The sequence below is a fragment of the Halolamina sp. genome (assembly GCF_036626355.1).
Taxonomy (GTDB): Archaea; Halobacteriota; Halobacteria; order Halobacteriales; family Haloferacaceae; genus Halolamina.
Window position 1 is genome coordinate 1 of the sequence record NZ_JAZKRY010000052.1, and the last position, 21,019, is coordinate 21,019.

Genomic DNA, 21,019 nt, shown 5'->3' on the forward strand with positions numbered 1-21,019 from the left:
TCGCTCTCGGCAGGCGTCGCAGTGAACTCGAGTACCTGCTCGCGGTCGTACTCCGCCTCACCCTCGTACTCCTCTGTGTAGGCGAAGCAGTCGGCCGCCTGGCCCGCCGAGAACACGGCGGTCGGCGGCCGCTCCTTGTCACAGAGGCCGGCCTCGGCGACCGCACAGCGCGGGTGGAACCGGCAGCCAGATGGCGGGTCGGAGAGGTTCGGCGGCGACCCAGGGATGGCCTCCGGGGTGGATCGCATGTCAACATCGGGGATACTGTCCAGGAACGCCTTCGTGTAGGGGTGTTTCGGCGCTGTAAGCAGCTGTCGGCGCGTGCCGCGCTCGGCGACGCGGCCGCCGTACATCACGAGCAGCCGCTCACAGAGCTGAGAGACCACACCGAGGTCGTGGCTGATGAGGATGAGCGCCATCTCTCGCTCGGCGACGAGGTCGCGGAACAGGTCGATGATGCCGGCCTGGATGCTCACGTCCAGTCCCGTCGTCGGCTCGTCGGCGATGAGCAGTTCTGGCTCGCCGGCCAGCGCCATCGCGATCATCGCGCGCTGGGCCATCCCGCCGGAGTACTCGTGTGGGTAGTCGTCCAGCCGGCCGGCCGGATCGCCGATACCCACCTCGTCGAGCAGCTCGACGGCCTCCGCACGCGCTTCCGATTTCGAGAGGTCGCGGTGGGCGGTGACGGCCTCGATAATCTGCTCGCCGACGGTGTAGGTCGGGTCGAACGCGGCCTCGGCGTTCTGGAACACCATCGCGATCTCGGCGCCGCGGACCGAGCGCAGTTCGCGGTTGCTCGCGCCGACCAGGTCGGTGCCTTTCCAGCGCACCTCGCCGTTGTCGATGCGGCCCGGCTCGTCGATGAGGCCGACCAGCGAGCGCACGGAGACGGACTTTCCCGATCCCGACTCGCCGACGATACCCAGCGTCTCGCCGGCGTCGAGTTCGTAACTCACGTCGTCGACGGCCGAAACCACCTCCTCGGTGTAGAACCGGGTTACGAGGTTCTCGACGGAAAGCAGCGGCTCGTCCTCGCCGTCGGTGGTTCGCGCGTCGCTCCTCCCGGCGCCGTCGTCTGGTCGTTGGGTGTAATTCGTGTCGGTCATCGGTTCGGGTCCGAACGAGGGTCGAGCACGTCACGCAGGCCGTCCCCGAGCAGGTTGAACCCCAGGACGGAGATAACGATCGCTACCCCGGGGAAGACGCTGTACCACCACTCGCCGCTGTTGATGTACCCCTTCCCCACGCGGAGCATCGAACCCCAGGACGGCTTGGGTGGGGGGACCCCGACGCCGAGGAAGGAGAGTGAGGACTCCAGGATGATGGCGAGCGCCGCCGTAATCGTCGCCTGCACGAGGATCGCCGAGATGCAGAACGGCAACACGTGCAGCAGGAGGATCCGAATGTCCGAAGCGCCCAGCGAGCGAGCGACCCGGACGTGCTCCTCATGGGAGACAGAGACGGCGCTCCCGCGCGTGATGCGGGCGAACTGTGGGATGAAAACGATCCCCAACGCGAGGATGATGTTGGTCAGCGACTGGCCGAACACCGCCACCAGCGTCAGCCCCAGCAGGATGGTCGGGAACGCGAAGATGGCGTCCATCAGCCGCATCAACACGTCGTCGGTCCGGCCGCCGACGTAGCCCGCGACGAGGCCGATGGGGACGCCGATGCTCATCGCCACCAGCGGCGTGGCGACGGCGACCTGGACGGCGATCCGCGCGCCCAGCAGGGTCCGCGAGAGCATATCCCGGCCGTAGCGGTCGGTCCCGAACGGGTGATCGACGCTCGGGGACTGGAGCTTGTTCGGCACGTCGACGGCCGCCGGGTCGTACGGCGCCAGCACTGGCGCGAGCACGGCGACGAGCACGAACGCCGTCATGATGAGCAGACCGCCGATGGCGAGTCGGTTGCGCCGGAACCTGGCGGCGAACGCCTTCGTCCGGCGGACGATGGGTGGCTGGGCCCTGGCTGTCTCCGGGGTCTCGTCGCCGGCCACGTTGTCGACGACGGGGGAGCCGCCGTCTGTCGCCGGCCCGTCGTCGACGGCGGGTGAGCCGTCTGTCGCCTCGTCCGGGTTCTCGCTCATTGTTCACCCCGCAGCTTCGGGTTCAGGTAGAAGTACGTGGTGTCCACGAGCAGGTTCACGGTGACGAAAAACGTCGTGTAGACGAGCACCACTCCCTGCAGGGTGATGTAGTCGCGACTCGAGATGGCGCCGATGAGCAGCCGCCCCATCCCCGGGATGGAGAACACCACCTCGATGACGATCGAGCCACCGAGCAGGTAGCCGAACTGCATCCCGATGACGGTGATGACGGGGATGAAGGCGTTCTTCATCGCGTGGACGAGCACCTCTGGCTCGCTCACGCCCTTCATCCGAACGGCGTCGAGGTACTCCTCGTGTAATTCCTCCAGCAGCTCCGAGCGCAGCATCCGGGTGACGATGGCAGCCATCGCCGTCCCGAGTGTGATGCCCGGCAGGATGAGATAGCGGAGCCCATCCAGGGGCCGCTCCAGCGGGGAGACGTAGCCCGCGACGGGGAGCCAGTCCAGGTTCACCCCGAACAGGAGCAGGAGCACGATGCCGAGCCAGAAGTTCGGGATGGAGACGCCCAGCAGGCCGAACGTCAGGCCGACGGAGTCCCATTTCGTCCCGCGCTTGATGGCGCTGAGCGTGCCCGCCGGAATCGCGACGAGCAGCGAGACGGTAAAGCCCGCGAACGTCACGAACAGTGTGGTCGGAATCCGCGAGGCAACGGCGTCGCTCACCTGCTGGTCGGTGATGTACGACCGGCCGAGGTCGCCCTGGAGCACGGCCGTGATGTAGTCGAGATACTGGATCGGGAGCGGTTTGTTGAGGCCGAGCTCGCGGCGCACCGCTTCCAGCCGTTCGGGGTCGGCGTCGGCGCCCAGCATCACCACTGCGGGGTCGCCGGGGACCATCCGGACGAGGCCGAAGACGATAATCGACACTAACGCGAGTACCGGCACCGCCCAGAGCAGCCGCCTGATGAGGAACTCCTGAACGCGTGAGACCATCTACGCGTGCAGACTCACTCCCCTTTCGACATCGTCCAGTAGCGGGTGTAGGGAAGCAGCCACGGCTGGTTCCCGTTGACGTTCGACCGCAGGCCGACGAGGTCGTCGGTCCGGGCGATGGAGATCCACGGGACGTTCTTGTTTACCAGCTTCTGGAACTCGGTGTAGATCTCGACGCGGGCGTCCTGGTCGGTCTCGGTCCGCCCCTGCTGGACCAGTTCGTACATCCGGTCGGCGTCGGGCTGCTCCTCCCCGTACTTGTTCCACTGGTTGGTCGAGGGGTGGATGAAGCCGTAGTAGTGCCGGTCGGGGTCGATTTTGAACGGTACCGAGAACGCCATCGCCCCGAAGTTGGCGTTGAGGAAGTCCGAAAGCTGGGTCCCCCACTCGAGGATCTCCACCTCGGCGTCGATGCCCGCCTCCGCGAGCTGGGCGACCAGCAGGTTCGCGGTGGTCTCCATGATGGTGTAGCGGGTGTTCGCTTTGATAGTCAGCGCCTCGCCGTCCAGCGGGTTGCCGGCGTCGTCGAGGATCTGCTGGGCTTTCTCGGTGTCCCGTCGGCGCTTTGCGTCACCGAGGTCGTAGTTCCAGACGCTCTCCGTGGAGTAGGGTTGCCACGCGGCAGTGCCGTAGCCCGAGACGCCGGCGTCGACGATGGAGCCGCGGTCGACGGCGTGTGCGACCGCCCGGCGAACGGCGGGGTCGTCCCACGGCGGCTCGCTGCAGTTGATGTGGACCTGTGCCCACCCGGTCGCCTTCTGCCGGCTGAGCTTCGTCTCGTCGTCGTCGCGGATTGTCTGGGCGTCCTTGCCGAGTACCGCTCGCGCCATGTCGATGTCGCCGCCACGGAGCGCAGCGACCCGCGAGTCGGCGTCGGGGATGGGCCGGACCTCGACGGAATCGAGCAGCGGCACGTCCTCCGCCCGATACTCCTCGAAGCCGTCCATTCGCAGGAAATTCCCCTGCTCGTGCTCGCCAAACTGGAACGGACCGGTGCCGACAGGTTGCTGGAACTCGCCGAGTTCGCCGCCCTGGTTCTCGACGGCCTCCTCGGGGACGACAACCCACGGGACCCGGCCAAGGAAGTTGAAAAAGGGGGCGAACGTCTGTTTCAGCGTGAACGTGACCTCGTACTCGCCGGTCGCTTCGACGGAGTCCACGGCGGCGAGGTCCCCGCCCATCGCGCCTTCCTGGTTCATCCGCTCGAAGGAGTAGACCACGTCTTCCGCGACCATCTCGCGGCTGGTCGGCGGGTGGAACATCACGCCCTCCTTCAGCTGGAACGTGTAGCTGGTGCCGCCGTCGCCGACGCTCCAGTCCTCGGCCAGCCGGTCCGCAGGCGCGCCCTCGTCGAAAGTGATGAGCCCCTCACACATGTTGTAGTTCACCACCCACGAGACGACGCTGGAGGTGACGTGGGGGTCGAGCCCCGTCAGCTCCGACTCGAAGCCCACACGGAGCGTCCCGCCCGTCTTCTGCTCTGGCGTCTCTGTCGGCTTCTCGGTGGGCGAGGCCGTCGGGATCGGCGTGTCGGTGCTGTCGTCCGTCGGCGTTCCTTCGTCGTCGCCGCCGGCGCAACCTGCGAGCGCGGCCGCCGCCGCGCTCCCGGCGAAGGAGAGAAACCGTCGCCGGCTCTTCGTCGCCTGCCCTTCTTGTGTCATGTTACCGCAATTGGTTGTCTCGTGCATAAGTGTTACCCGAAAAGCGCAGGATAGCGAGCGTGTCTCCTGGTTCGTGTACGTCTCCACAGGGGAGCGTAGCTGGATTTTCTGTCGCTCTCGTGTACTGTCGCGCCCGGCGCACAATCGTTATCACGTCGTCGCCCCGACACTGGGGTATGTCGAATCAGCTCACTCAGCACGGCCCGTACGTCGGCGGCGAGCGCGTAGCCGGCGGCGAGACGCTGACGACCCGGAACCCGGGAACTGGCGAGGTAATCGCGACTGTCGAGACGGCGGATGGGGCGGTCGTCGACGACGCCGTCGCCGCGGCCCGCGAAGCGTTCCCTGACTGGCGCGACACCGACCCGGACAGGCGCGGGCGCATCGTCTACCGCGTCGGTCAACTCGTCCGGGAGCACCGCGATGAACTGGCGACCCTGGAGAGCCGTGACCAGGGAAAGCCCCGGTCGCAGGCCCACAGCGACATGGGCGGTGCAGCGCGCTACTTCGAGTACTACGCCGGCGCCGCCGACAAACTGGAGGGGCGCTCCGTCCCCGTTGGAACCGGCGGCGTCGACTACACCATCCGGGAGCCCTACGGCGTGAGCGCGCAGGTGACGCCGTGGAACTTCCCCGGAAACCTCTTCGCCCGCGGCGTCGCGCCCGCACTCGTCGCGGGCAACACCGTCGTCGTGAAGCCGGCGCCCCAGACGCCGCTCTCCTCGCTCCGCCTCGCCGAACTCTGTTCGGAGGCGGGCGTCCCCGACGGCGTCGTCAACGTCGTCCCCGGCGCCGGCGACACCGGTGAGAAACTGGTCGGCCACGACGGCGTCGACCAGGTCACGTTCACCGGCTCCGTCCCGACCGGCCAGGCCATCATGCGCGAGTCCGCCAGCCACGTCCGGCCCGTGACGCTCGAACTCGGTGGAAAGAACCCGGCGCTCGTCTACCCCGACGCCGATATCGAGGAGGTCGCCGACGAGATCGCGACGGGTATCTTCACCAACGCCGGCCAGGTCTGCTCGGCGTCGGACCGCGCGGTGGTCCACGAGTCCGTCGTCGACGAGTTCCTCGACGTCATCGTCGAGCGCGCCGAGAACTACGAACTCGGGCCGAACGCCGACATGGGTCCGCTCTGCTCGCGGGAGCAGTTCGAGCGCGTGGTCGACTACATCGAGGTCGGGGAGACGGAAGGCGCGCGCCTCGTGACCGGCGGCGGCACGCCCGAGGCGGACCCGGGGGGGAACGAGGAGGGCGGGTTCTACGTCGAACCGACCGTCTTCGCCGACGTGGACCCCGAGATGCGAATCGCCCAGGAGGAGATATTCGGCCCGGTACTGACGGTGCTCACGTTCTCCGACACCGAGGAGGCGGTCGACATCGCCAACGGCACGGAGTACGGACTCACTGCGGGCGTGTTCACGGGTGACGTCTCCCGCGCGCACACGCTCGCCCGCCGGCTGGAAGCTGGCAACGTCTACATCAACGGCTGGTTCGGCGACACGAACCAGACGCCCTTCGGCGGCTACGGGAAATCCGGCATCGGTCGGGAGAAGGGACTGGAGGCACTGGAGTCGTACCTCCAGACGAAAAACGTCGCTGTCGACCTCGGCGAGGGCGGCACGCTGCCGGGTGCCTGACCTCGCCGGATATTCGGCGTCTGACATCCAGCGATCGCGAACGCCCCACCTCCCCAAGCTTGATTGCTGCCCCACCGAAGCTTCCTGCATGACCTTCACAGCCAAGACGGTCGCCGTCACCGGCGCTGGGAACGGGATGGGCCGTGCGACCGCCGAACTGTTCGCCGAGCGCGGTGCGAGCGTCGTCGCCGTCGACGTGGACGGCGAGGCCGCCGAGGAGACCGTCGACCGCATCCAGGAAGCGGGCGGCGAAGCGACGGCGACCGTCGCCGACGTGTCCAAGGCCGACGAGGTTGAGGCGTTCGTCGAGGACACCGTCGAGACGTACGGCTCCATCGACGTGCTCCACAACAACGCCGGTATCCCTCAGCAGTCGACCCCCGTCGAGGACGTCGAAGCGGCGACGTGGGACCAGATTCAGGACGTGAATCTCAAGAGCGCGTTCCTCGGCGCCAAGTACGCCGTCCCCCACATGAAAGCGCAGGGCGAGGGCGTCATCCTCAACACGGCCTCCACCGCGGGGATCCGTCCTCGCACGGGGCTCTCGGCCTACGCCGCCTCCAAGGGCGGGATGATCACCCTGACGAAGCAGCTGGCCCACGAACTCGCCGCCGACGGTATCCGGGTGAACGCCATCTGCCCGGTTGCAACCGATACCGAGATGCTGCCGGAGTTCGCCGCCGGAGACCTCTCTGTCGAGGGGATGGCCGACACGATACCGCTGGGCCGCCTCGCGGAACCGGACGATATCGCCAGCGCCGCGGCGTTCCTCGCGAGCGACGAGGCAGAGATGATCACCGGCACCGCCCTGGAGGTCGACGGGGGGCGTGACCTCTGATGGTCACGCGAGCCGAGATCGACGCCGCCGTCGAGGCCCAGCGCGAGGAGGTAATCGAGTTCCTTCGGGCGTTCATCGCTATCGAGACCGAGAACCCACCGGGCCGGAACTACCGCGAGGGCGCGGCGTTCATCGGCTCGGCGCTCGAAGAGCGCGAGTACGACGTGGCGTACGTCGAGGTGCCCGAGGAGAACGTTGCCGAACACTACCCCGACCGGGCCGACCACGAGCGCGTGAACGTCGTCGGGCGGAAGGGGAGCCTCGACGGCATCGATGCCGCGGACCCGGCTACCGCTGAGCGAGCCGAGGGTCCGCACGTCCACTTCACCGGGCATTTCGACGTCGTGCCGGCCGGCGAGGACTGGAGCCACGACCCGTTCGACGCCACCGTCGCGACGGAGGACGGCGAGGAGCGGCTGTTCGGCCGCGGCGCCAGCGACATGAAATCCGGCGTCACGGCCAGCCTCTTCGCCGGCGACGCGCTGGAGGCCGCTGGGGTCGAGTTCGACGGCGCCGATGCCGTCGCCGGCTCGCTCTCCCAGAGCATGACCATCGACGAGGAGACGGGCGGCTTCACCGGCCTCGGCTATCTCGTCGACGAGGGCCACGTCTCGCAAGCGAACACCGACTACTGCGTCTACACGGAGTGTTTCGACGGCTCGCGGGTCTGTCTGGGCCACCGCGGCGTGCTGAAGTTCCGAGTCACCGCGAGCGGAGCGAAAGCCCACGGCTGCATGGCCCAGGACGGCGTGAACGCTGCCACGGCGCTCACGGGGTTCCTCACTCGCGTCGAGGAGTACCGCGACCGGCTTCACGAGCGCACGACCGACAAGCCAGTTACGCCCGAATCCTCTCGCCGGGCGGACATCTCGACGACGATGCTCGACGCGGGCTACTCCGAAAACGTCGTCCCGGACCGGGCGACGGCGACGTTCTACCGCGTGCTCGTCCCCGAGGAGTCCGTCGAAGACGCTCGCGAGGAGATCCGGGAGCTGATGGCCGCCACCGAGGAGGCGTTTGCGGGCACCGGCCTGGCGTACGAGGAGATTATGTTCGCCGAGCCGGCGATCGTCTCGGCGGACTGCCGGACGAGCCAGGTGTACACCGAGGAGATCACCCGAACGTTCGGCGAGTCGGATTTCGTCGTCTCGCCGGGCTCGGACGACCAGCGCTTCGTCGTCAACGACGCAGGGATCGACGAGTGCATCGTCTACGGCCCGGGCCCGCTCGATCAGGCCCACGTCGCCGACGAGTACGTCCCCGTCGAGCGACTGGTGACGGCGACGAAGGTGATGGCAACGTCGACGGCGGAGCTGTTGGGCGTGCTGGAGGCGTAGTCGCAGTAGCTTCTTGTCGGGGCTCCCCGAAGCGGGAGCTATGTCGAGTGCGGCCGGCAGCCTGACCGAGCCCGAGGTGCTCGCCCGGACCAAGCGACGGCTGTTCCCCGACGAGGAGTCCTACGTCGTCGCCGACACGCAGTTCTCGGCCGCGAGCTGGCTCGCCGACAGCGAACTCCCCGAGCAGGTCCGGGCGGCGCTCGCCCCGTTCAACCACGTCCGGGTGGGGAGCGGCTACCCCGACCTCGTCGGCGTCGGCGTCGTCGACGACGAGCTGCTGGCGGTCGACCGGCTGGATGACGAGCCGCCGCTGGTCGTCGTCGAGGCGAAGGGCCACACTGCGTCGGGTCGCGTCGACACCAGTCGGGGCATCGTGCAGGCCTACGACCGGCTCGGCGAAGCCAACGCGGCCTACCTCGCCGCACCGATTGGCGCTATCACCGGCCAGGACCGCACGCTCGCACGCGAACTCAACGTCGGCGTGCTCGGCGTCGACGACGGCAGGGTACGCGCGCTGGAGCGGCCGCGACTCGTCGGTAACCGCACGACGACCGAGACGAGCGCGATTCGATATCAGGCCGGCGCGCAGGGCGTCGCCGACCAGTCCTTCGGCCTGAACCACCCCAAAAACTACCTCGGCTACGCGCTCGCCTGGTTCCACGCGGGGGAAACCGAGACGATCGTTGCCGACCGCGTGGTCGGCGCCGTCGACGACGCCCGTCGCGGCGCGCGCTTTTTGGGCCTCGTCGGCGGCACTCCGGAGCGGCTCACGTCGCTGGGCCGCGAGGTGGTGCGCTTCGCCGTGGAGGAGCACGGCTCGATCGATCGAGCGCTCGATTCGTTCGCGGAGTGGGCCGGGAGCCGGAAACGGTTCGCCGAGCTCGCGCCGCGCTGGGGCCAGCTGACCCGTCGGGTCGTCTACGCCTATCCGGCGACGCAGCTACTGGTCGAAGAGATTCAACACATGCACGAGGATCTCCACCAGGCACCCACGCTGGTCGAACTCGTCCAGTATTTCCACGAGCGCCACCCAGCGTTCACCGTCGAGCTGTTCGTGCGCGGGACGGAGCAAGCCCGTAGCCGGGCGCTGACGGCCGACGGGGAGTTGGTCCTCGCGGCGCTCCGTGACGGCGAAGTGTACCACGCACCGACGGTGTTCCAGCTGAAGGCGATGCTGTTCCACGCCGGGATTCTGGCCGACCGCGGCGCCGAGCCGTCCCGGCTCGACCCGACTGAGGACCGCTGGGGCCTGCGAACGGTCGTCTGACGGCAAAAACCTGTTACCGGCCGAGTGAGAACAGCGGAGTGATGTCCGCCAATCGCAGAGCGGTTCTCGGCCTCCTCGGCGTCGCGCTCGCGGGCTGTGCGAGTGAGTCGCCGATCACTGGAAACTCCCCCGCATCTTCACCGTCGCCGTCCGATTCGACAGCAACCGCATCGGAGTACGACATTCCTCCGGTCCCCGACCCTTCCGACGCCGCGCTGGACCGCTGGTGCGACCCTGCATCTGGCGTCGCCGAGAGCCAACTCTCCGTGCTCGGCGAAGCACTCGGCGCCGACGAGAGCGTCGTCAAGGTCGGCTTCACGGGTGACGGCGAACTCCGGACCGACGCACCGGAGGTGGTCCTCTCCGGCGTTATCGACGATTCCTACGTCGGGGAGAACGCGTATCTCTCCGGAGTGGCGTTCGCAGACGCCGAGTTGACGATAGCTGTCGAGTACGGCTACCCGCCGGAGACAGGTGAAACCTCGACGACCACGCAGGTGGGGATGGAGATGGGTGTCCGGTATACGGCGCGTGTCTCGATGGATGGCGGCTTCCCGGAGACGGTTCTGGTTCGGCACCACGGAGACGTGGTTGCAGAGGTCGACGGGCCGTGTTGAGCGCCCTCGACTCGTCCGTTGAGGATATCTGTGCCGCGTAGGACTGTCAACCGACGTCGGGTACCGGCGACGCACGGTAATTCACACTGCATTTTTGTCGGCGCGTCTCCAACTCTCAGGTCAGTCACACCAGACTCAGCGGCAAGTTCAGACAATGCAAGACGGACCCAGTATCTTGATGCCGATCCGCGTGCTTGAGGGGGAATCGATTCCCGAGGGCGTCCCAGAACTCCTGACGAACGCACACGTCGTCCTGCTTGGCTACCACGTCGTGCCGGACCAGACCGCGACCGACCAGGCGCGATCGCAGTACGAAGACCAGGCCATCCGCCGTCTCGACGATTTCACAGCGATACTCGAACACGCGGGTGCGACAGTCGAATCCCAGCTCGTGTTCACCCACGATGGACAGAGAACGATCGATCGGATGACGACCGAACACGACTGCCTCGCGGTCCTGATTCCAAACGCAACGCGACCGCTCGAGGATTTACTCGTCGCGGTTCGTGGCATCGTCGGTATCGATCGATTTGTCCGCCTGGTTTCGGGACTGCTCGTGACGACCGACGTCAACGTAACACTGTACCACGTCGCTGAAGAGAACGAAACTGACGAAGACGTGGAGACGCTGCTCGACGGGATCGCGGCTCGACTCTCCGAGCAGGGAGTCTCTCCAGAGCTGATCGATATCCGGATTTCGCGTGAGGGCGGTCCTCGAGAGATGATCGTCGACGCTGCCGACAACTACGACGCGATCGTCATGGGTGAATCCGATCCATCAGTGACGACCTTCCTGTTCGGGATGACGGCAGACCAGGTCGCAAAGCAGTTTCTCGGCCCGGTGTTCGTGGTCCAGCACGCGGAGCCGGACGAAGACGAGGAGACTGATACGGAGTGAACAGTCCAGCAACAGGGACAGGCTCGACTCCAGGTTCTGCCTGGGTCCGGACGTAGTCCCTGGCGTGATGCTCCCCGTTGGCGCTGCCCGGCCCGGCGTGTTCCGGGGAGATGAGCTGGCGCGCCAGCCGAAAGAAATTAGATGCCTGGTGATAATAATCGTTCGACAGCATGGAGCCCGGCGAACGGCAACCGCCGAGAAACTGGAGTCTCGATGCTCGGACAGGATACTAATGGACATACTGGAGATCATCCTCGCGCTCATGCGGCTCGTCATGTTCTCCCTCGCGATGGGGTTGACGCTAATCAGTTTTCAGTCGTATCGGCAGCAACAGACGACGCGGCTGGAGTACGCGTTCATCGGCTTCGCGTTCATCAGCATGGGGACGGGCGTGATGACGCTCAACTCCCAGTTCGAGGTTATTTCGACGCTAATGTCGATCGCGCAAGCGGTTCCGTTTATCGTCGGCTTCTCGATGCTGTACGTCTCGCTGTATCGATAGCCGAACGGGGGATAAACGGAGTTCACCGGCGCCCCTCGTGGGGGAAGCCCGGGCGTTTCACCACGTCTCCACGGCGGATTTTCTTGACGAGAAAACGCGCCTCCCCAATTATAGGTAATTAGGTTCAACGTATGGGTGTACAATGGACGACAGCTCAAAACGGGTAACCATGATCGACAACGGCGTGGAGGTCGAGCGGACGATCGAGGACCGGTCGACGGCGACAGTCGTGATGTACCGACTCGAAACGCTGCCTTCGACGCCGAGCGTTGTCCGGCTGGAGGAGGCGATCCCCCCGGAGTCTCGCATCGAGACGCTGGAGTTTCACCCGAACCACCGACCGAACGCCTGGACGATCGGCCACGAGATGGTCCAGTTCGACGTGATGATTCCGCCGGACGAGACGCGGAGTGTCGTCCTCGGCATCGACGCGGATGTCGACGAGCCACTCAGCGGCGACGAACCGACGATCACCAACCTCGACTCGGAGGCGGTCGACCTCGAAGAATCTGCTGAGGCGGTCCCGTTGACCCGGGGTGGTGACACGGGCTCTTCCGAGGACGACGAGTCCAGCGTTCTCGGTCTGGACACCGATACAGTCGGTGAGGATGGCGATGGGGCCGACTACGCCGGTATGGATGCAGAGGGCGAAGACGACGTCGACGCCGGGATTGGCGACGCGACCGCCGGAACGGACGGGGACGAAGTCCTTGATCTGGAGGATCCGAACGAGGTTGGCCTGGACCCGGCGACCGAGGGACCAGAGCAGCCGTCGACCACTGACGGCGACGATGATTCGGCGGCCGGCGGTATCGTCGGTCCGGAGCCTGTTGATACCGAAGAATCGGCGGAAGACGCAACTATCGGTCTGGCGGACGACGACGCGACCATCGGTCTGGCGGGCGACGACGCGACTATCGGTCTGGCGGGCGACGACGCGACTATCGGTCTGGCGGACGACGACGCGGCTACTGGTGAGGAGGACGACGACGAGTCAGCCAAAGACGCTGCGGAGCGGGACGCGGACGATGCTGCGGAGACAGCCGACGACGCCGACGTTGTCGACGCATCGAGTGGCGAACCAGTGATCGGAGAAACGGCCGAAACCGGCGAGGCCGCTGAACCCCCGGACATGGGCGAGGCGAAAGAAGAGGGAGACACCGCCGAGGCGCTCGGAGAGGTCGATACCTCTTCGGACAGCCATACCGATGACCGGTCGGAGGAGAGTACCGGACCCGATACGGACATCGGAAGCGACAACGGAACCGGGACTGACGACGCCGCGGTGACCGACGATCGCGACGGCTTCGACGGAATGGAGCCCGCGACGCCGGCGGACAAGTCACAGGAGGACTCGGCTCCCGCGGCCGACGCGGATTCCCTCGTGGGGAACCTGCTCGAGGAGATCGAGGCGGGCCATGCAAGCGAGGATGAGCTCGACGCATTGCGCTCCGAGCTCGGTATCGCCCGTGCGGACGAGGTCAGATTCGAGCACATGCAGTCGCGGATGGAGGATTTCGAGGCGTACGCGAACGCGCTCGAAGAGATCATCAACACCCACGGGACAGCATCGGAGTTCGTCGACGGGATCGAGCGCAAGGTGACCGACCTGAACGATGAGATCAGTGCGGTTCGTAGCGAGGTGACCGCGGTCGAGGAGGGAGTCGCGGCGGCCGGCGACGAACGCGAGGAGCTGACCGACGAGGTGGAAGCACTCGACGAGACGGTTGCGGGGCTCACAGACGAGCTGGCGGAGCTGCATGACCTCGTCGAGACGGTCGACGACCGGACTGACACCCTGGAGACGGACCTCCGTGAGGAGTTGGACGAGGTCCGCGACGAGCACGAACGGGAGATCGAGCGCATCGAAACCGAACTCGAGACCGTCCGCGAGCAGCTCGAGTCCGACTTCGAGACCGAGTTCGACTCGCTCCGCGACGACGTCGAGTCGCTGAACGAAGTGCGGCGCACGCTGCTCAGTGCATTCGGTGAGGGGATCGATCCGACTGATGACGACGAGATGGCAGAGGGTGACGACGCATGAGCTACAGCTACGAGACCACTGAGGAACTGGGCGGGACCGTCCCCGGTCAACAATCCATGAGCACGCTGGTAGCGGCCCCGAACGGGGACGTTCATCTCCTCGTCACGTTCGAGATTTCGGCCAACGAGCCGCGCACAGACGGGGGAGACGGTGATCTCCCCGACGCCACGTTCATCGTGCCCAGCACGAATCGGGAGTTCGACGGAGTGGGAGATCAGGGCTCCTTCATGAGTTCGGTGATGCGCCCCGGGGCATCGAACGCGGAGTACACCGACACGGAGTTCGGCGAGGCGGTCGACGTCGAGTCGCTCGTGTCGTACCTCGGCATGGACTTTCTCGAACACGAGATGTTCGCCGAACGGTTTCTGCCCGATTCGGACGACGTCGTCTACACCAGTCGCGGAGTGGGCGCGTACCAGCTCCTCTGTGTCTACTCCGTCGACCAGGGACTGCTGCTGGTGGTAGACGAGGACGAGGCGATCCAGCCACTGGTCGGCCACGCGCGAAGCCTGCTCACGGAAACGTAAGCGCGCCGACCTGCGCGACGCACGCTACTAATTGTCATCGTTGTGTCAAAACGCGAAGTTTTCTTGATTTCTGCGAGTAGTCTTCGGTCGGTATCCCCGTGTATCTCTCACACTGTCGCGACGCGATTTTTCGCGGTAGAGGACCTCTCTAATTATCTGAGCGTGAATACGCTGTTGCACTCTTAATGAGATGGGGGTCCAGTGTACATGTAGAGGTTACCAATGAACCGAAACGTAATCTGGACGGCAGTAATCGCGGTGGGATTGATGCTGTCGATGAGCGTGGTCGCTTCGAGCGCGTTCACGACGATGCAGCTGGACCGTGATGCGAACATCGACGTCGTCAACGACCAGAATGGTATCATCGCGCTCCAAGCACACCCGGACAGCGACGTGGCCAACGGCACCGACAGCGGTGCGCTCCAGATCGACTTCGACCAGAATAACAACGGAGCGGGCGTGAACGTCAATTCGACGTACACCGTCGGAGACAAAACCGATGCGCAAAACTCGTACGCGTTCAATATCACGAATCAGAACACGGGCGCACTCGATCTCAACATCAACTACACGCTTACGAATAGCGTGTCGGACGGGAGCACGGTGAAGTTCCAGGTATACAACAGTACCACGAACCTCGGAACGGTTACTCCCGGTACTCCTATTACAGAGACGATGGAACCGAACGATACGCTGTACGTCGTCATCGAGGTTGAAGGCGGCACGGCCAGCACTGACGACCTCAGCGGCACCCTGACGATCTCGGTGTAGGGCCGATTGCTGAGCCCGGCGAACTACCCGGTGGGTGACGGACCGACGAAGAACCATGACCGACACGACACAGCGTGAACGATGAAGCGGATTGCACTCCTCGTAGCCGTCGCTGCGGTCCTGTTGCTCGTCGCACCACCGCCATCGCCGGTTCACCTTTCCTACGTCACGTCGGACAGCATGGCCCCGACGCTCGAGACCGGCGACGCCTACCTGGTCGTCGACGCGGGGGCGCCGACCTCCGGCGATATCCTCGTGTTCGACGCCGAAACGCGCGAGGGGTACACGACCCATCGCGTCGCCGAGGTCACGCCCGAGGGCTATCTGACCCAGGGGGACGCGAACCCGACGATCGACCAGGCCACCGGTGAGCCGCCCGTCACCGACGGCCAAATTCTCGGGACCGTGCCCACGGTCGGCGATCGCCCTCTCGCTGTTCCACTCGTCGGCTCACTCGCGGCGACGGTCGGCAGCCGGGAAGCGCTCGTTGTCGTCGCTGGACTCCTTGTGGTCGGCGTCCTCGGTGGTCGCACGGAGAGTCTCCCGGACCGACCAACCGTCCGCGTCCGGTCAGTTTTCGTTCCCATCGCGGTCATGGCCGTTCTCGTCGCGGTGCTTTCGCTGACGATGGCGCCGACGACCAACTCGCTCACGTACACCGCCACCGAGTTCGACTCGCCGGCGCCGGACGCCGTCCCGGTCGGGGAAGCGTCGACGGACGAGCTCACGGTGAAGGTTCACGGGTCGTTTCTGACGTACGCGGTCCTCGACGCCGATGGCGCGACGGTGACCGACGTCGACAGAGGAGACGGTGGTGCACGCCTGACGCTCGAACTTCCGGCCCGGGAGGAACCCGGTTCCTTCGAGGTGGCAGTCACGGCCGTTCCGTATCCGCGGACCCTGCCGGTCGCGACGATCGAGATGCTTCACGCAATCCATCCGATTGCGGCCGGTGCCGGAACACTCGGTGCCGCGTTCCTGCCGCTGGGGCTCCTCTACTGGCTGTTCGTCGACGGTCGGTCACTGCTGCGGGCGCCCCTCAACCGCAAACTTGCCACGTGGGGTGACCGACGATGACCGATGGCTCCCGCCGCGATGACCGACCGCGGCGACGCGGGCGCTCGCCTCCCTCCCGGGGTGGGTCACGACGCTGGCTGTGGGCCCTCCTCGCTGCTGTACTGCTCGTCACCGCCGCGGTGCCTGCGTCGTCGTTCGACACCGCCAGTTTGGACCGCCAGAGTGCGATCGGCGTCGTCACGGATACCGACGCACTGCTCGGGATCGACCAGCAGGCAACGGTCAAAAATAACGGGGGCACGCTCGTCGTCATCACCAACCGATTTGCGGAGGAACGGACGATCAGCGTGGCGCTGACGAGATGCACGGACAACGCGCTGTCGCTCGCGACGACCGGTGCTGACACAGACGGCGTCCTCCTCACGAACGACGGTTCCGCGGTGACGTTCAGCCTCCCAGCCGGTGGGAGCCAGGAAATCGACATCGATGTCAACAACAAGACGTGTGAGCCAATCGTGACCCGGATCACGACGACCGACGGGCTGACGCAGGTGAGTGCCGAACGCGAGTCGAGTCTCAAACAGAACAACGGCAACAACGGCAACAACGGCAACAACGGCAACAACGGCAACAAAGGGGGGAACTGAGATGGCTGACTGGTCGCGGGTACTCCCGGGCGCACTGAAATGCAAGCGGTTTTGTCTCCGTCACGGGTGGACTGCCGTAACGGTACTGGCGGTGTTCGGTGTCGTGATGATTGGCCTCGGCGCGTACACCGGCCTCGCGCCCGGAACCGAGACGGTCACCGAACAGCGAGGGGCACAGACGATCACCGCCGAGAGCAACGTCAGCGCCGTCGTCGGTCCGAAGTCGGCGCTGTGGGCGGAAGGAACGCGGCTGGAGAACCGGCCGGCGTACCTGCTGCGGGACAGCCCCAACGCGACCATCGACGCCAGATTCAGGGTCAGCAACGGGGAGTTCTCCAGCGTCGACCCCACGTTCCGTCTGGAGTACCGTGCGGTGCGGGACGGCGAGACGATCTGGAGCGAATCCAGCCCGGTGAACGCGACGGTCGAGCAGAATGCCGACCGCGTCGCCGCGACGACCACTGTGAACGTCTCTGCCGTCGCGGAGAAGATCCGTGCCCGGGAGGCCGATACCAGGAAAGCCGCATCGGTACGGGCGACAATCGTGCTCGAGGTTCCGTACGAAACCGACCGATACGACGGCACACTCGTTGCCAAGTTCCCGGTTTCGGTCGACGGGACCGCGTACGAGCTCGACCCGGCGAGTGCCAGCGAGACGCGAACGACCCCGGTGCAGATCGAACGGCCGACCGAGCCGAACGTTCCGCTGGTCGTCGTGCTCCTGACGCTCGGGACGCTGGGACTCCTTGGGGGCGGTGCGGCGTACAGAGTGACGCGTGGTCCGTCCTCAGAGGCGGCCCTCCTGGAGCTGGAACGGCGGATCGAACACGCCAGATACGCGGAGTGGATCTCGGTCGGGGAGTTCCCGACGGACCTGAGCCAAGAGTTAGTCCGGCTGGAGAATCTCGACGACCTCGTGAATCTCGCGGTCGATGCGAACGGACGAGTCATCTACGACCGGGAGCGGGACGCCTACGCCGTGATCAGGAGAGATATCGTGTACTACGTCGGCGATCGGGCGGAGGTCGTCTCGGAGTGGCAGTTCGGTAAGGTCCCGACTCAGGTCGAAAATGAGTCGTGAGCTATGTTTGGCCCAGGTCGTCCCATAGCTCCGTGAACCGGTCGGGAAGATTCTCCTGTCTGTAGATTTCGACGTCGAACTTCTCTTCGCCCAGCGAGATCAGGGTGCTGTCGAAGTTACAGTGGTACTCCTTGTAGTGATTTCCGTCCTCCGCGACGACGGTCTTCTCCGTAATCAGGCCGTGGTCCATCAGAATATCCACCCGCCGGTACACCGTCGGGAGAGACATATCACAGGTGTCCGCTAGCCCTTTTGCCGACTGTGGCGTCTCGCTCACGGCGATGAGTACTCGTCTGGCCATCTCGTCACCGATGGTGTCCAGTATCTCCTCGATTGGTTCGTCGCTTGTTTCTCCTCCCTCCATCACTATCCGGGGATTGATTTACACACGGTTATATCTTATCTTGACCGGTTAATCGATAGTTAATATCGTTTATGTAATTTATGATAGGAACAATACACACACACTATCGGCGGTTCGGTGGTGGCTGGCGTTGGAATCATCGACGAGCGTCGAACTGCCGAACCAGTCCGCCGCCGTCCGCGAAGCCGCGTTCGGCGCGTTCGGGCGGCCAGGTGATTATATTGTTCCTAACCACTGATACGGCATGCGCAGATGCACAGTCGGCTGGGGAGGATGGGTTCTGCCAGCAATCGTCGGAACTGAACAGCAACTCCTCTCAACTCCCCACTAATACACTGAGAACCTGAGTGAGAGATAGCCCTCTTTGGGAGACAGAGAACTCAAAACGATGTGGAAATAAACCCATGCGTCCTGTAAGCTCATCTCAATCACTTCCTGCCACGAGATGTTATTGGCCCCGTTGTAATTGTCTTCCTAGTAGAGGGAGTAATTGACGGAATTTTCTCCCTCTCTGTCCCTAATGAGTATGCGACAGTTGGCTGGGGACGTACTTTTCTCCTCTCAGTCATTCTCATCTGCTATTGGGGCACCGTCGATGAACAAGTCGTAGAGGAGTTACGGGAGCAAGTTGCGGAAATCGAAAAAGAGGCGTCGTAAGCACTCGCGTCGAGTAGCAGTGTGATGATCACAGCCATTGAGCAGCCGACTTCTATCAGTTGCTGAGGGTTTCGACAAGGCTGTTCGTTCCACTTGGTGGAACGGGATTCATCACTCTATCGCCCCCTCGAAGGTCTGTTTCGTCGGCCATCATCAATCTCACTCTCTCGCTTCATACGCGGCTACCGTTGGCTTATCACTGCTGACGTGTCTCCCTGAAAGTGAGTCGTTGTACTGCGATGTGGTGAGACCTGAAGCGTAACCCTGCAGTTCGATTGAGAACGTCGAAGAAACGAAACCGGCACTGCTCGGGGATAGTTTCCTTGAGAAACGCGCGTAGCGCGTATGGGTTTGGGCGGACCTGATTTTCTGGTAATCGAGGCGTTCTGAGCGGGGTTCCCAGCCCCTTCACCTGCCGGAGGGCGACAAAAATGGCTGGCGCTCTACCGGCAAGACTCACTTTCGAGACCCAGCCGAACAGGAGCACGGATTGTCCTCAAAGGAGGTTCTTTTGACTGCTGACCAGTACAAAATATATCTGATCCGACACCGCCAGGCTCTATGGCAGAAACCTTTATATTCTTTCTAACACTCCACTGAAACTGATAGAAACGATGGAGGTTCAACGTTCTACCGATAGTGTGACCATCTTCGATCCATCAGCATGAGCATGCCTGACGACGAACAACACATCGACAGCTATCTGTTGCCCTTCAAGCGCAGGACCTCGGGCGGAAAACTCCGCGCTGCAGAACCAGATCGCGACCGATCGATTCACGTTTTGGGCGAAACAGGGTCGGGAAAAACAGAAGCGATCAAACTGATGGCCTATCAGTTCAGTGTGAGCGAGGCCACACCGTTCGTCGTTTTCGATTACAAGGGCGACTATCGAGAGTTCTTCGACGAATGGAACCTCGGCATAGATGTTATTTCTCTATCGTTGGATACGACTGGAGAAAACTGGAACATCTTTAACGAGGTTCATCCGGACGGAAACACAGCCGAGGAGTTCGAGGAAATCGGCCGATTACTGTTCAAGAAATACGAAGAGCAGTCTAACAACCCGTATTTTCCCCAGGCAGCTCGACAGGTGTTCGTCGCGATCCTGAAGATGATCTGGCAGAATATGGACCATCCCGACAATCATGATCTCGTTGCGACGTTCCGAGAAACCACCGAGGCGACAGAAAATACAGATAAACCAACAGAAATCCACCAATTGTTACGGAAGCTTGGGTTCATTTCCGAAGCAGCACACCTCAATCCAGACGCAAAGAAGCAAACGGCCGGGGTCTATGGAAATCTCCAGATGGCGATTGGTGAATTATTCAGGGGGAGCTTCGCTCAGGGCGGCGAGTTTAGTATTCGGGATTATATGACAGATCCAGATGGACGCGTTTTACTCCTGGATTTCCCGCTCGACCGGGGTGAAACGGTCAAACCGATCTATCGGTTCTTCATCGACTGGGCAATCCGCTACGGCTTGCAGCAGCAAGGCACAGCGGCGTATTTTCTCCTCGATGAATTTCAGACCATCCCCGGGTTGGAGAAAATCGAACGCCTCGTGAACGCAGGGCGAGCACGGAAAGCCTATGCCATCTTGGGGCTTCAGAGTGTCGCCCAGTTAGAGGCGAGTTACGGGGAAGCAGACGCACAAAGCATTCTGTCTGGTCTCGCACAGGAAGTCCTCCTCCGACCTGGCGACGAGACGAGTACGAACTATATCCGCTCACGATTGGGACAAGAGTTCGTCAAACAGGATGTTGCAGAGCCCGATAAGATGACGCAGCGCGACGCTGAGGGTGAGATCATTGAAGACCCGACTGTTCAGACGCTCACCCGGGAAGAGTATCCCATTTCCGAAGCGGAACTACAGCAATTTGAACCCGGGGAGGCGATCATTATCGAACAGGATGACTGGCATCACGAAAAACTCCACGTGCTCCAAACCATCTTTGAAGATCCAGTGCTCGATGTTTTGGAAAATGAACTAACCAGGCGACACGAATCCAGATGAAACGCTAAAACCGTGTTTCACTCATGATGCCCGTAGAATTGCTGCAAAGACAATAAATTGGTTCCTCAATTCCGGCTAGCGGGACACGCCTT

At 63.7% G+C, this 21,019-nt stretch carries 19 protein-coding genes; 14 read left to right on the top strand and 5 right to left on the bottom strand.

Features of this window, described 5'->3' with window-relative positions; all coding sequences use genetic code 11:
• From V5A38_RS09420 to V5A38_RS09435, 4 genes are all read right to left on the bottom strand, one after another.
• The coding region (locus V5A38_RS09420) for an ABC transporter ATP-binding protein (protein ID WP_332325506.1) at positions 1–1,106 on the bottom strand (1,106 nt) is incomplete at its 3' end.
• Complete coding sequence (locus V5A38_RS09425; protein ID WP_332325507.1) at positions 1,103–2,089, bottom strand: ABC transporter permease; 987 nt, start codon at positions 2,087–2,089, stop codon at positions 1,103–1,105. The genes V5A38_RS09420 and V5A38_RS09425, both read right to left, overlap by 4 nt.
• Positions 2,086–3,042 (bottom strand): ABC transporter permease, encoded by a 957-nt coding sequence (locus V5A38_RS09430; protein ID WP_332325508.1) that lies wholly within the window; start codon positions 3,040–3,042, stop codon positions 2,086–2,088. The genes V5A38_RS09425 and V5A38_RS09430 overlap by 4 nt, the downstream gene beginning before the upstream one ends.
• A gap of 14 nt (positions 3,043–3,056) precedes the next feature.
• Positions 3,057–4,703, bottom strand: a complete 1,647-nt coding sequence (locus tag V5A38_RS09435; protein WP_332325509.1) for an ABC transporter substrate-binding protein — start codon at positions 4,701–4,703, stop codon at positions 3,057–3,059.
• Between the two features lie 176 nt (positions 4,704–4,879).
• Between V5A38_RS09435 and V5A38_RS09440 the strand changes: the two genes are divergently transcribed.
• The 13 genes from V5A38_RS09440 to V5A38_RS09500 all read left to right on the top strand — a co-directional run bounded on the left by V5A38_RS09440 (position 4,880) and on the right by V5A38_RS09500 (position 17,889).
• A complete protein-coding gene (locus tag V5A38_RS09440) occupies positions 4,880–6,343 on the top strand; it encodes an aldehyde dehydrogenase family protein (RefSeq protein WP_332325510.1) in 1,464 nt (487 codons plus the stop codon).
• Positions 6,344–6,431: 88 nt separating this feature from the next.
• Positions 6,432–7,181, top strand: a complete 750-nt coding sequence (locus tag V5A38_RS09445; RefSeq protein ID WP_332325511.1) for an SDR family oxidoreductase — start codon at positions 6,432–6,434, stop codon at positions 7,179–7,181.
• Positions 7,181–8,518, top strand: a complete 1,338-nt coding sequence (locus tag V5A38_RS09450; protein ID WP_332325512.1) for an ArgE/DapE family deacylase — start codon at positions 7,181–7,183, stop codon at positions 8,516–8,518. Before V5A38_RS09445 ends, V5A38_RS09450 begins: the two co-directional genes overlap by 1 nt.
• 40 nt (positions 8,519–8,558) lie before the next feature.
• Positions 8,559–9,785, top strand: a complete 1,227-nt coding sequence (locus tag V5A38_RS09455; RefSeq protein ID WP_332325513.1) for a hypothetical protein — start codon at positions 8,559–8,561, stop codon at positions 9,783–9,785.
• Between the two features lie 41 nt (positions 9,786–9,826).
• The gene (locus V5A38_RS09460; protein WP_332325514.1) at positions 9,827–10,402 is read left to right on the top strand and encodes a hypothetical protein; all 576 of its coding nucleotides are present in this window, start codon (positions 9,827–9,829) and stop codon (positions 10,400–10,402) included.
• Between the two features lie 154 nt (positions 10,403–10,556).
• Positions 10,557–11,300 carry a universal stress protein gene (locus tag V5A38_RS09465; RefSeq protein WP_332325515.1) on the top strand — a complete coding sequence of 248 codons (744 nt, stop codon included), beginning with the start codon at positions 10,557–10,559 and terminating at the stop codon, positions 11,298–11,300.
• A 232-nt stretch (positions 11,301–11,532) separates the two neighbouring features.
• Entirely contained in the window at positions 11,533–11,802 is a 270-nt protein-coding gene (locus V5A38_RS09470) for a hypothetical protein (RefSeq protein WP_332325516.1), read from the top strand.
• 142 nt (positions 11,803–11,944) lie between these two features.
• The gene (locus V5A38_RS09475) at positions 11,945–13,846 is read left to right on the top strand and encodes a hypothetical protein (protein WP_332325517.1); all 1,902 of its coding nucleotides are present in this window, start codon (positions 11,945–11,947) and stop codon (positions 13,844–13,846) included.
• The gene (locus V5A38_RS09480) at positions 13,843–14,373 is read left to right on the top strand and encodes a hypothetical protein (RefSeq protein ID WP_332325518.1); all 531 of its coding nucleotides are present in this window, start codon (positions 13,843–13,845) and stop codon (positions 14,371–14,373) included. Before V5A38_RS09475 ends, V5A38_RS09480 begins: the two co-directional genes overlap by 4 nt.
• Before the next feature lie 222 nt (positions 14,374–14,595).
• Positions 14,596–15,144 (top strand): hypothetical protein, encoded by a 549-nt coding sequence (locus V5A38_RS09485; RefSeq protein WP_332325519.1) that lies wholly within the window; start codon positions 14,596–14,598, stop codon positions 15,142–15,144.
• An 81-nt stretch (positions 15,145–15,225) separates the two neighbouring features.
• Positions 15,226–16,221, top strand: coding sequence for a S26 family signal peptidase (locus tag V5A38_RS09490; protein WP_332325520.1), 996 nt, complete (start codon positions 15,226–15,228; stop codon positions 16,219–16,221).
• Complete coding sequence (locus V5A38_RS09495; RefSeq protein WP_332325521.1) at positions 16,218–16,808, top strand: hypothetical protein; 591 nt, start codon at positions 16,218–16,220, stop codon at positions 16,806–16,808. Before V5A38_RS09490 ends, V5A38_RS09495 begins: the two co-directional genes overlap by 4 nt.
• 1 nt (position 16,809) lies before the next feature.
• On the top strand, positions 16,810–17,889 hold the full coding sequence (locus V5A38_RS09500) for a DUF5305 family protein (protein ID WP_332325522.1): 1,080 nt from the start codon (positions 16,810–16,812) through the stop codon (positions 17,887–17,889).
• 1 nt (position 17,890) lies between these two features.
• Here V5A38_RS09500 and V5A38_RS09505 read toward each other — a convergent pair whose 3' ends face one another.
• Complete coding sequence (locus V5A38_RS09505; protein ID WP_332325523.1) at positions 17,891–18,253, bottom strand: helix-turn-helix domain-containing protein; 363 nt, start codon at positions 18,251–18,253, stop codon at positions 17,891–17,893.
• 1,327 nt (positions 18,254–19,580) lie between these two features.
• Here V5A38_RS09505 and V5A38_RS09510 point away from each other — a divergent pair.
• Positions 19,581–20,927: a type IV secretion system DNA-binding domain-containing protein gene (locus tag V5A38_RS09510; RefSeq protein WP_332325524.1), complete on the top strand. Its 1,347-nt coding sequence runs from the start codon at positions 19,581–19,583 to the stop codon at positions 20,925–20,927.
• Positions 20,928–21,019: the final 92 nt, after the last annotated feature.

What these genes read in the sequence shown, in the direction of transcription:
- V5A38_RS09425 (WP_332325507.1), bottom strand. Translation starts at nt 2,089, where the DNA reads ATGAGCGAGAACCCGGACGAGGCGACAGACGGCTCACCCGCCGTCGAC.
- V5A38_RS09430 (WP_332325508.1), bottom strand. Translation starts at nt 3,042, where the DNA reads ATGGTCTCACGCGTTCAGGAGTTCCTCATCAGGCGGCTGCTCTGGGCG.
- V5A38_RS09435 (WP_332325509.1), bottom strand. Translation starts at nt 4,703, where the DNA reads ATGACACAAGAAGGGCAGGCGACGAAGAGCCGGCGACGGTTTCTCTCC.
- V5A38_RS09440 (WP_332325510.1), top strand. Translation starts at nt 4,880, where the DNA reads ATGTCGAATCAGCTCACTCAGCACGGCCCGTACGTCGGCGGCGAGCGC.
- V5A38_RS09445 (WP_332325511.1), top strand. Translation starts at nt 6,432, where the DNA reads ATGACCTTCACAGCCAAGACGGTCGCCGTCACCGGCGCTGGGAACGGG.
- V5A38_RS09450 (WP_332325512.1), top strand. Translation starts at nt 7,181, where the DNA reads ATGGTCACGCGAGCCGAGATCGACGCCGCCGTCGAGGCCCAGCGCGAG.
- V5A38_RS09455 (WP_332325513.1), top strand. Translation starts at nt 8,559, where the DNA reads ATGTCGAGTGCGGCCGGCAGCCTGACCGAGCCCGAGGTGCTCGCCCGG.
- V5A38_RS09460 (WP_332325514.1), top strand. Translation starts at nt 9,827, where the DNA reads ATGTCCGCCAATCGCAGAGCGGTTCTCGGCCTCCTCGGCGTCGCGCTC.
- V5A38_RS09465 (WP_332325515.1), top strand. Translation starts at nt 10,557, where the DNA reads ATGCAAGACGGACCCAGTATCTTGATGCCGATCCGCGTGCTTGAGGGG.
- V5A38_RS09470 (WP_332325516.1), top strand. Translation starts at nt 11,533, where the DNA reads ATGGACATACTGGAGATCATCCTCGCGCTCATGCGGCTCGTCATGTTC.
- V5A38_RS09475 (WP_332325517.1), top strand. Translation starts at nt 11,945, where the DNA reads ATGGACGACAGCTCAAAACGGGTAACCATGATCGACAACGGCGTGGAG.
- V5A38_RS09480 (WP_332325518.1), top strand. Translation starts at nt 13,843, where the DNA reads ATGAGCTACAGCTACGAGACCACTGAGGAACTGGGCGGGACCGTCCCC.
- V5A38_RS09485 (WP_332325519.1), top strand. Translation starts at nt 14,596, where the DNA reads ATGAACCGAAACGTAATCTGGACGGCAGTAATCGCGGTGGGATTGATG.
- V5A38_RS09490 (WP_332325520.1), top strand. Translation starts at nt 15,226, where the DNA reads ATGAAGCGGATTGCACTCCTCGTAGCCGTCGCTGCGGTCCTGTTGCTC.
- V5A38_RS09495 (WP_332325521.1), top strand. Translation starts at nt 16,218, where the DNA reads ATGACCGATGGCTCCCGCCGCGATGACCGACCGCGGCGACGCGGGCGC.
- V5A38_RS09500 (WP_332325522.1), top strand. Translation starts at nt 16,810, where the DNA reads ATGGCTGACTGGTCGCGGGTACTCCCGGGCGCACTGAAATGCAAGCGG.
- V5A38_RS09505 (WP_332325523.1), bottom strand. Translation starts at nt 18,253, where the DNA reads ATGGAGGGAGGAGAAACAAGCGACGAACCAATCGAGGAGATACTGGAC.
- V5A38_RS09510 (WP_332325524.1), top strand. Translation starts at nt 19,581, where the DNA reads ATGCCTGACGACGAACAACACATCGACAGCTATCTGTTGCCCTTCAAG.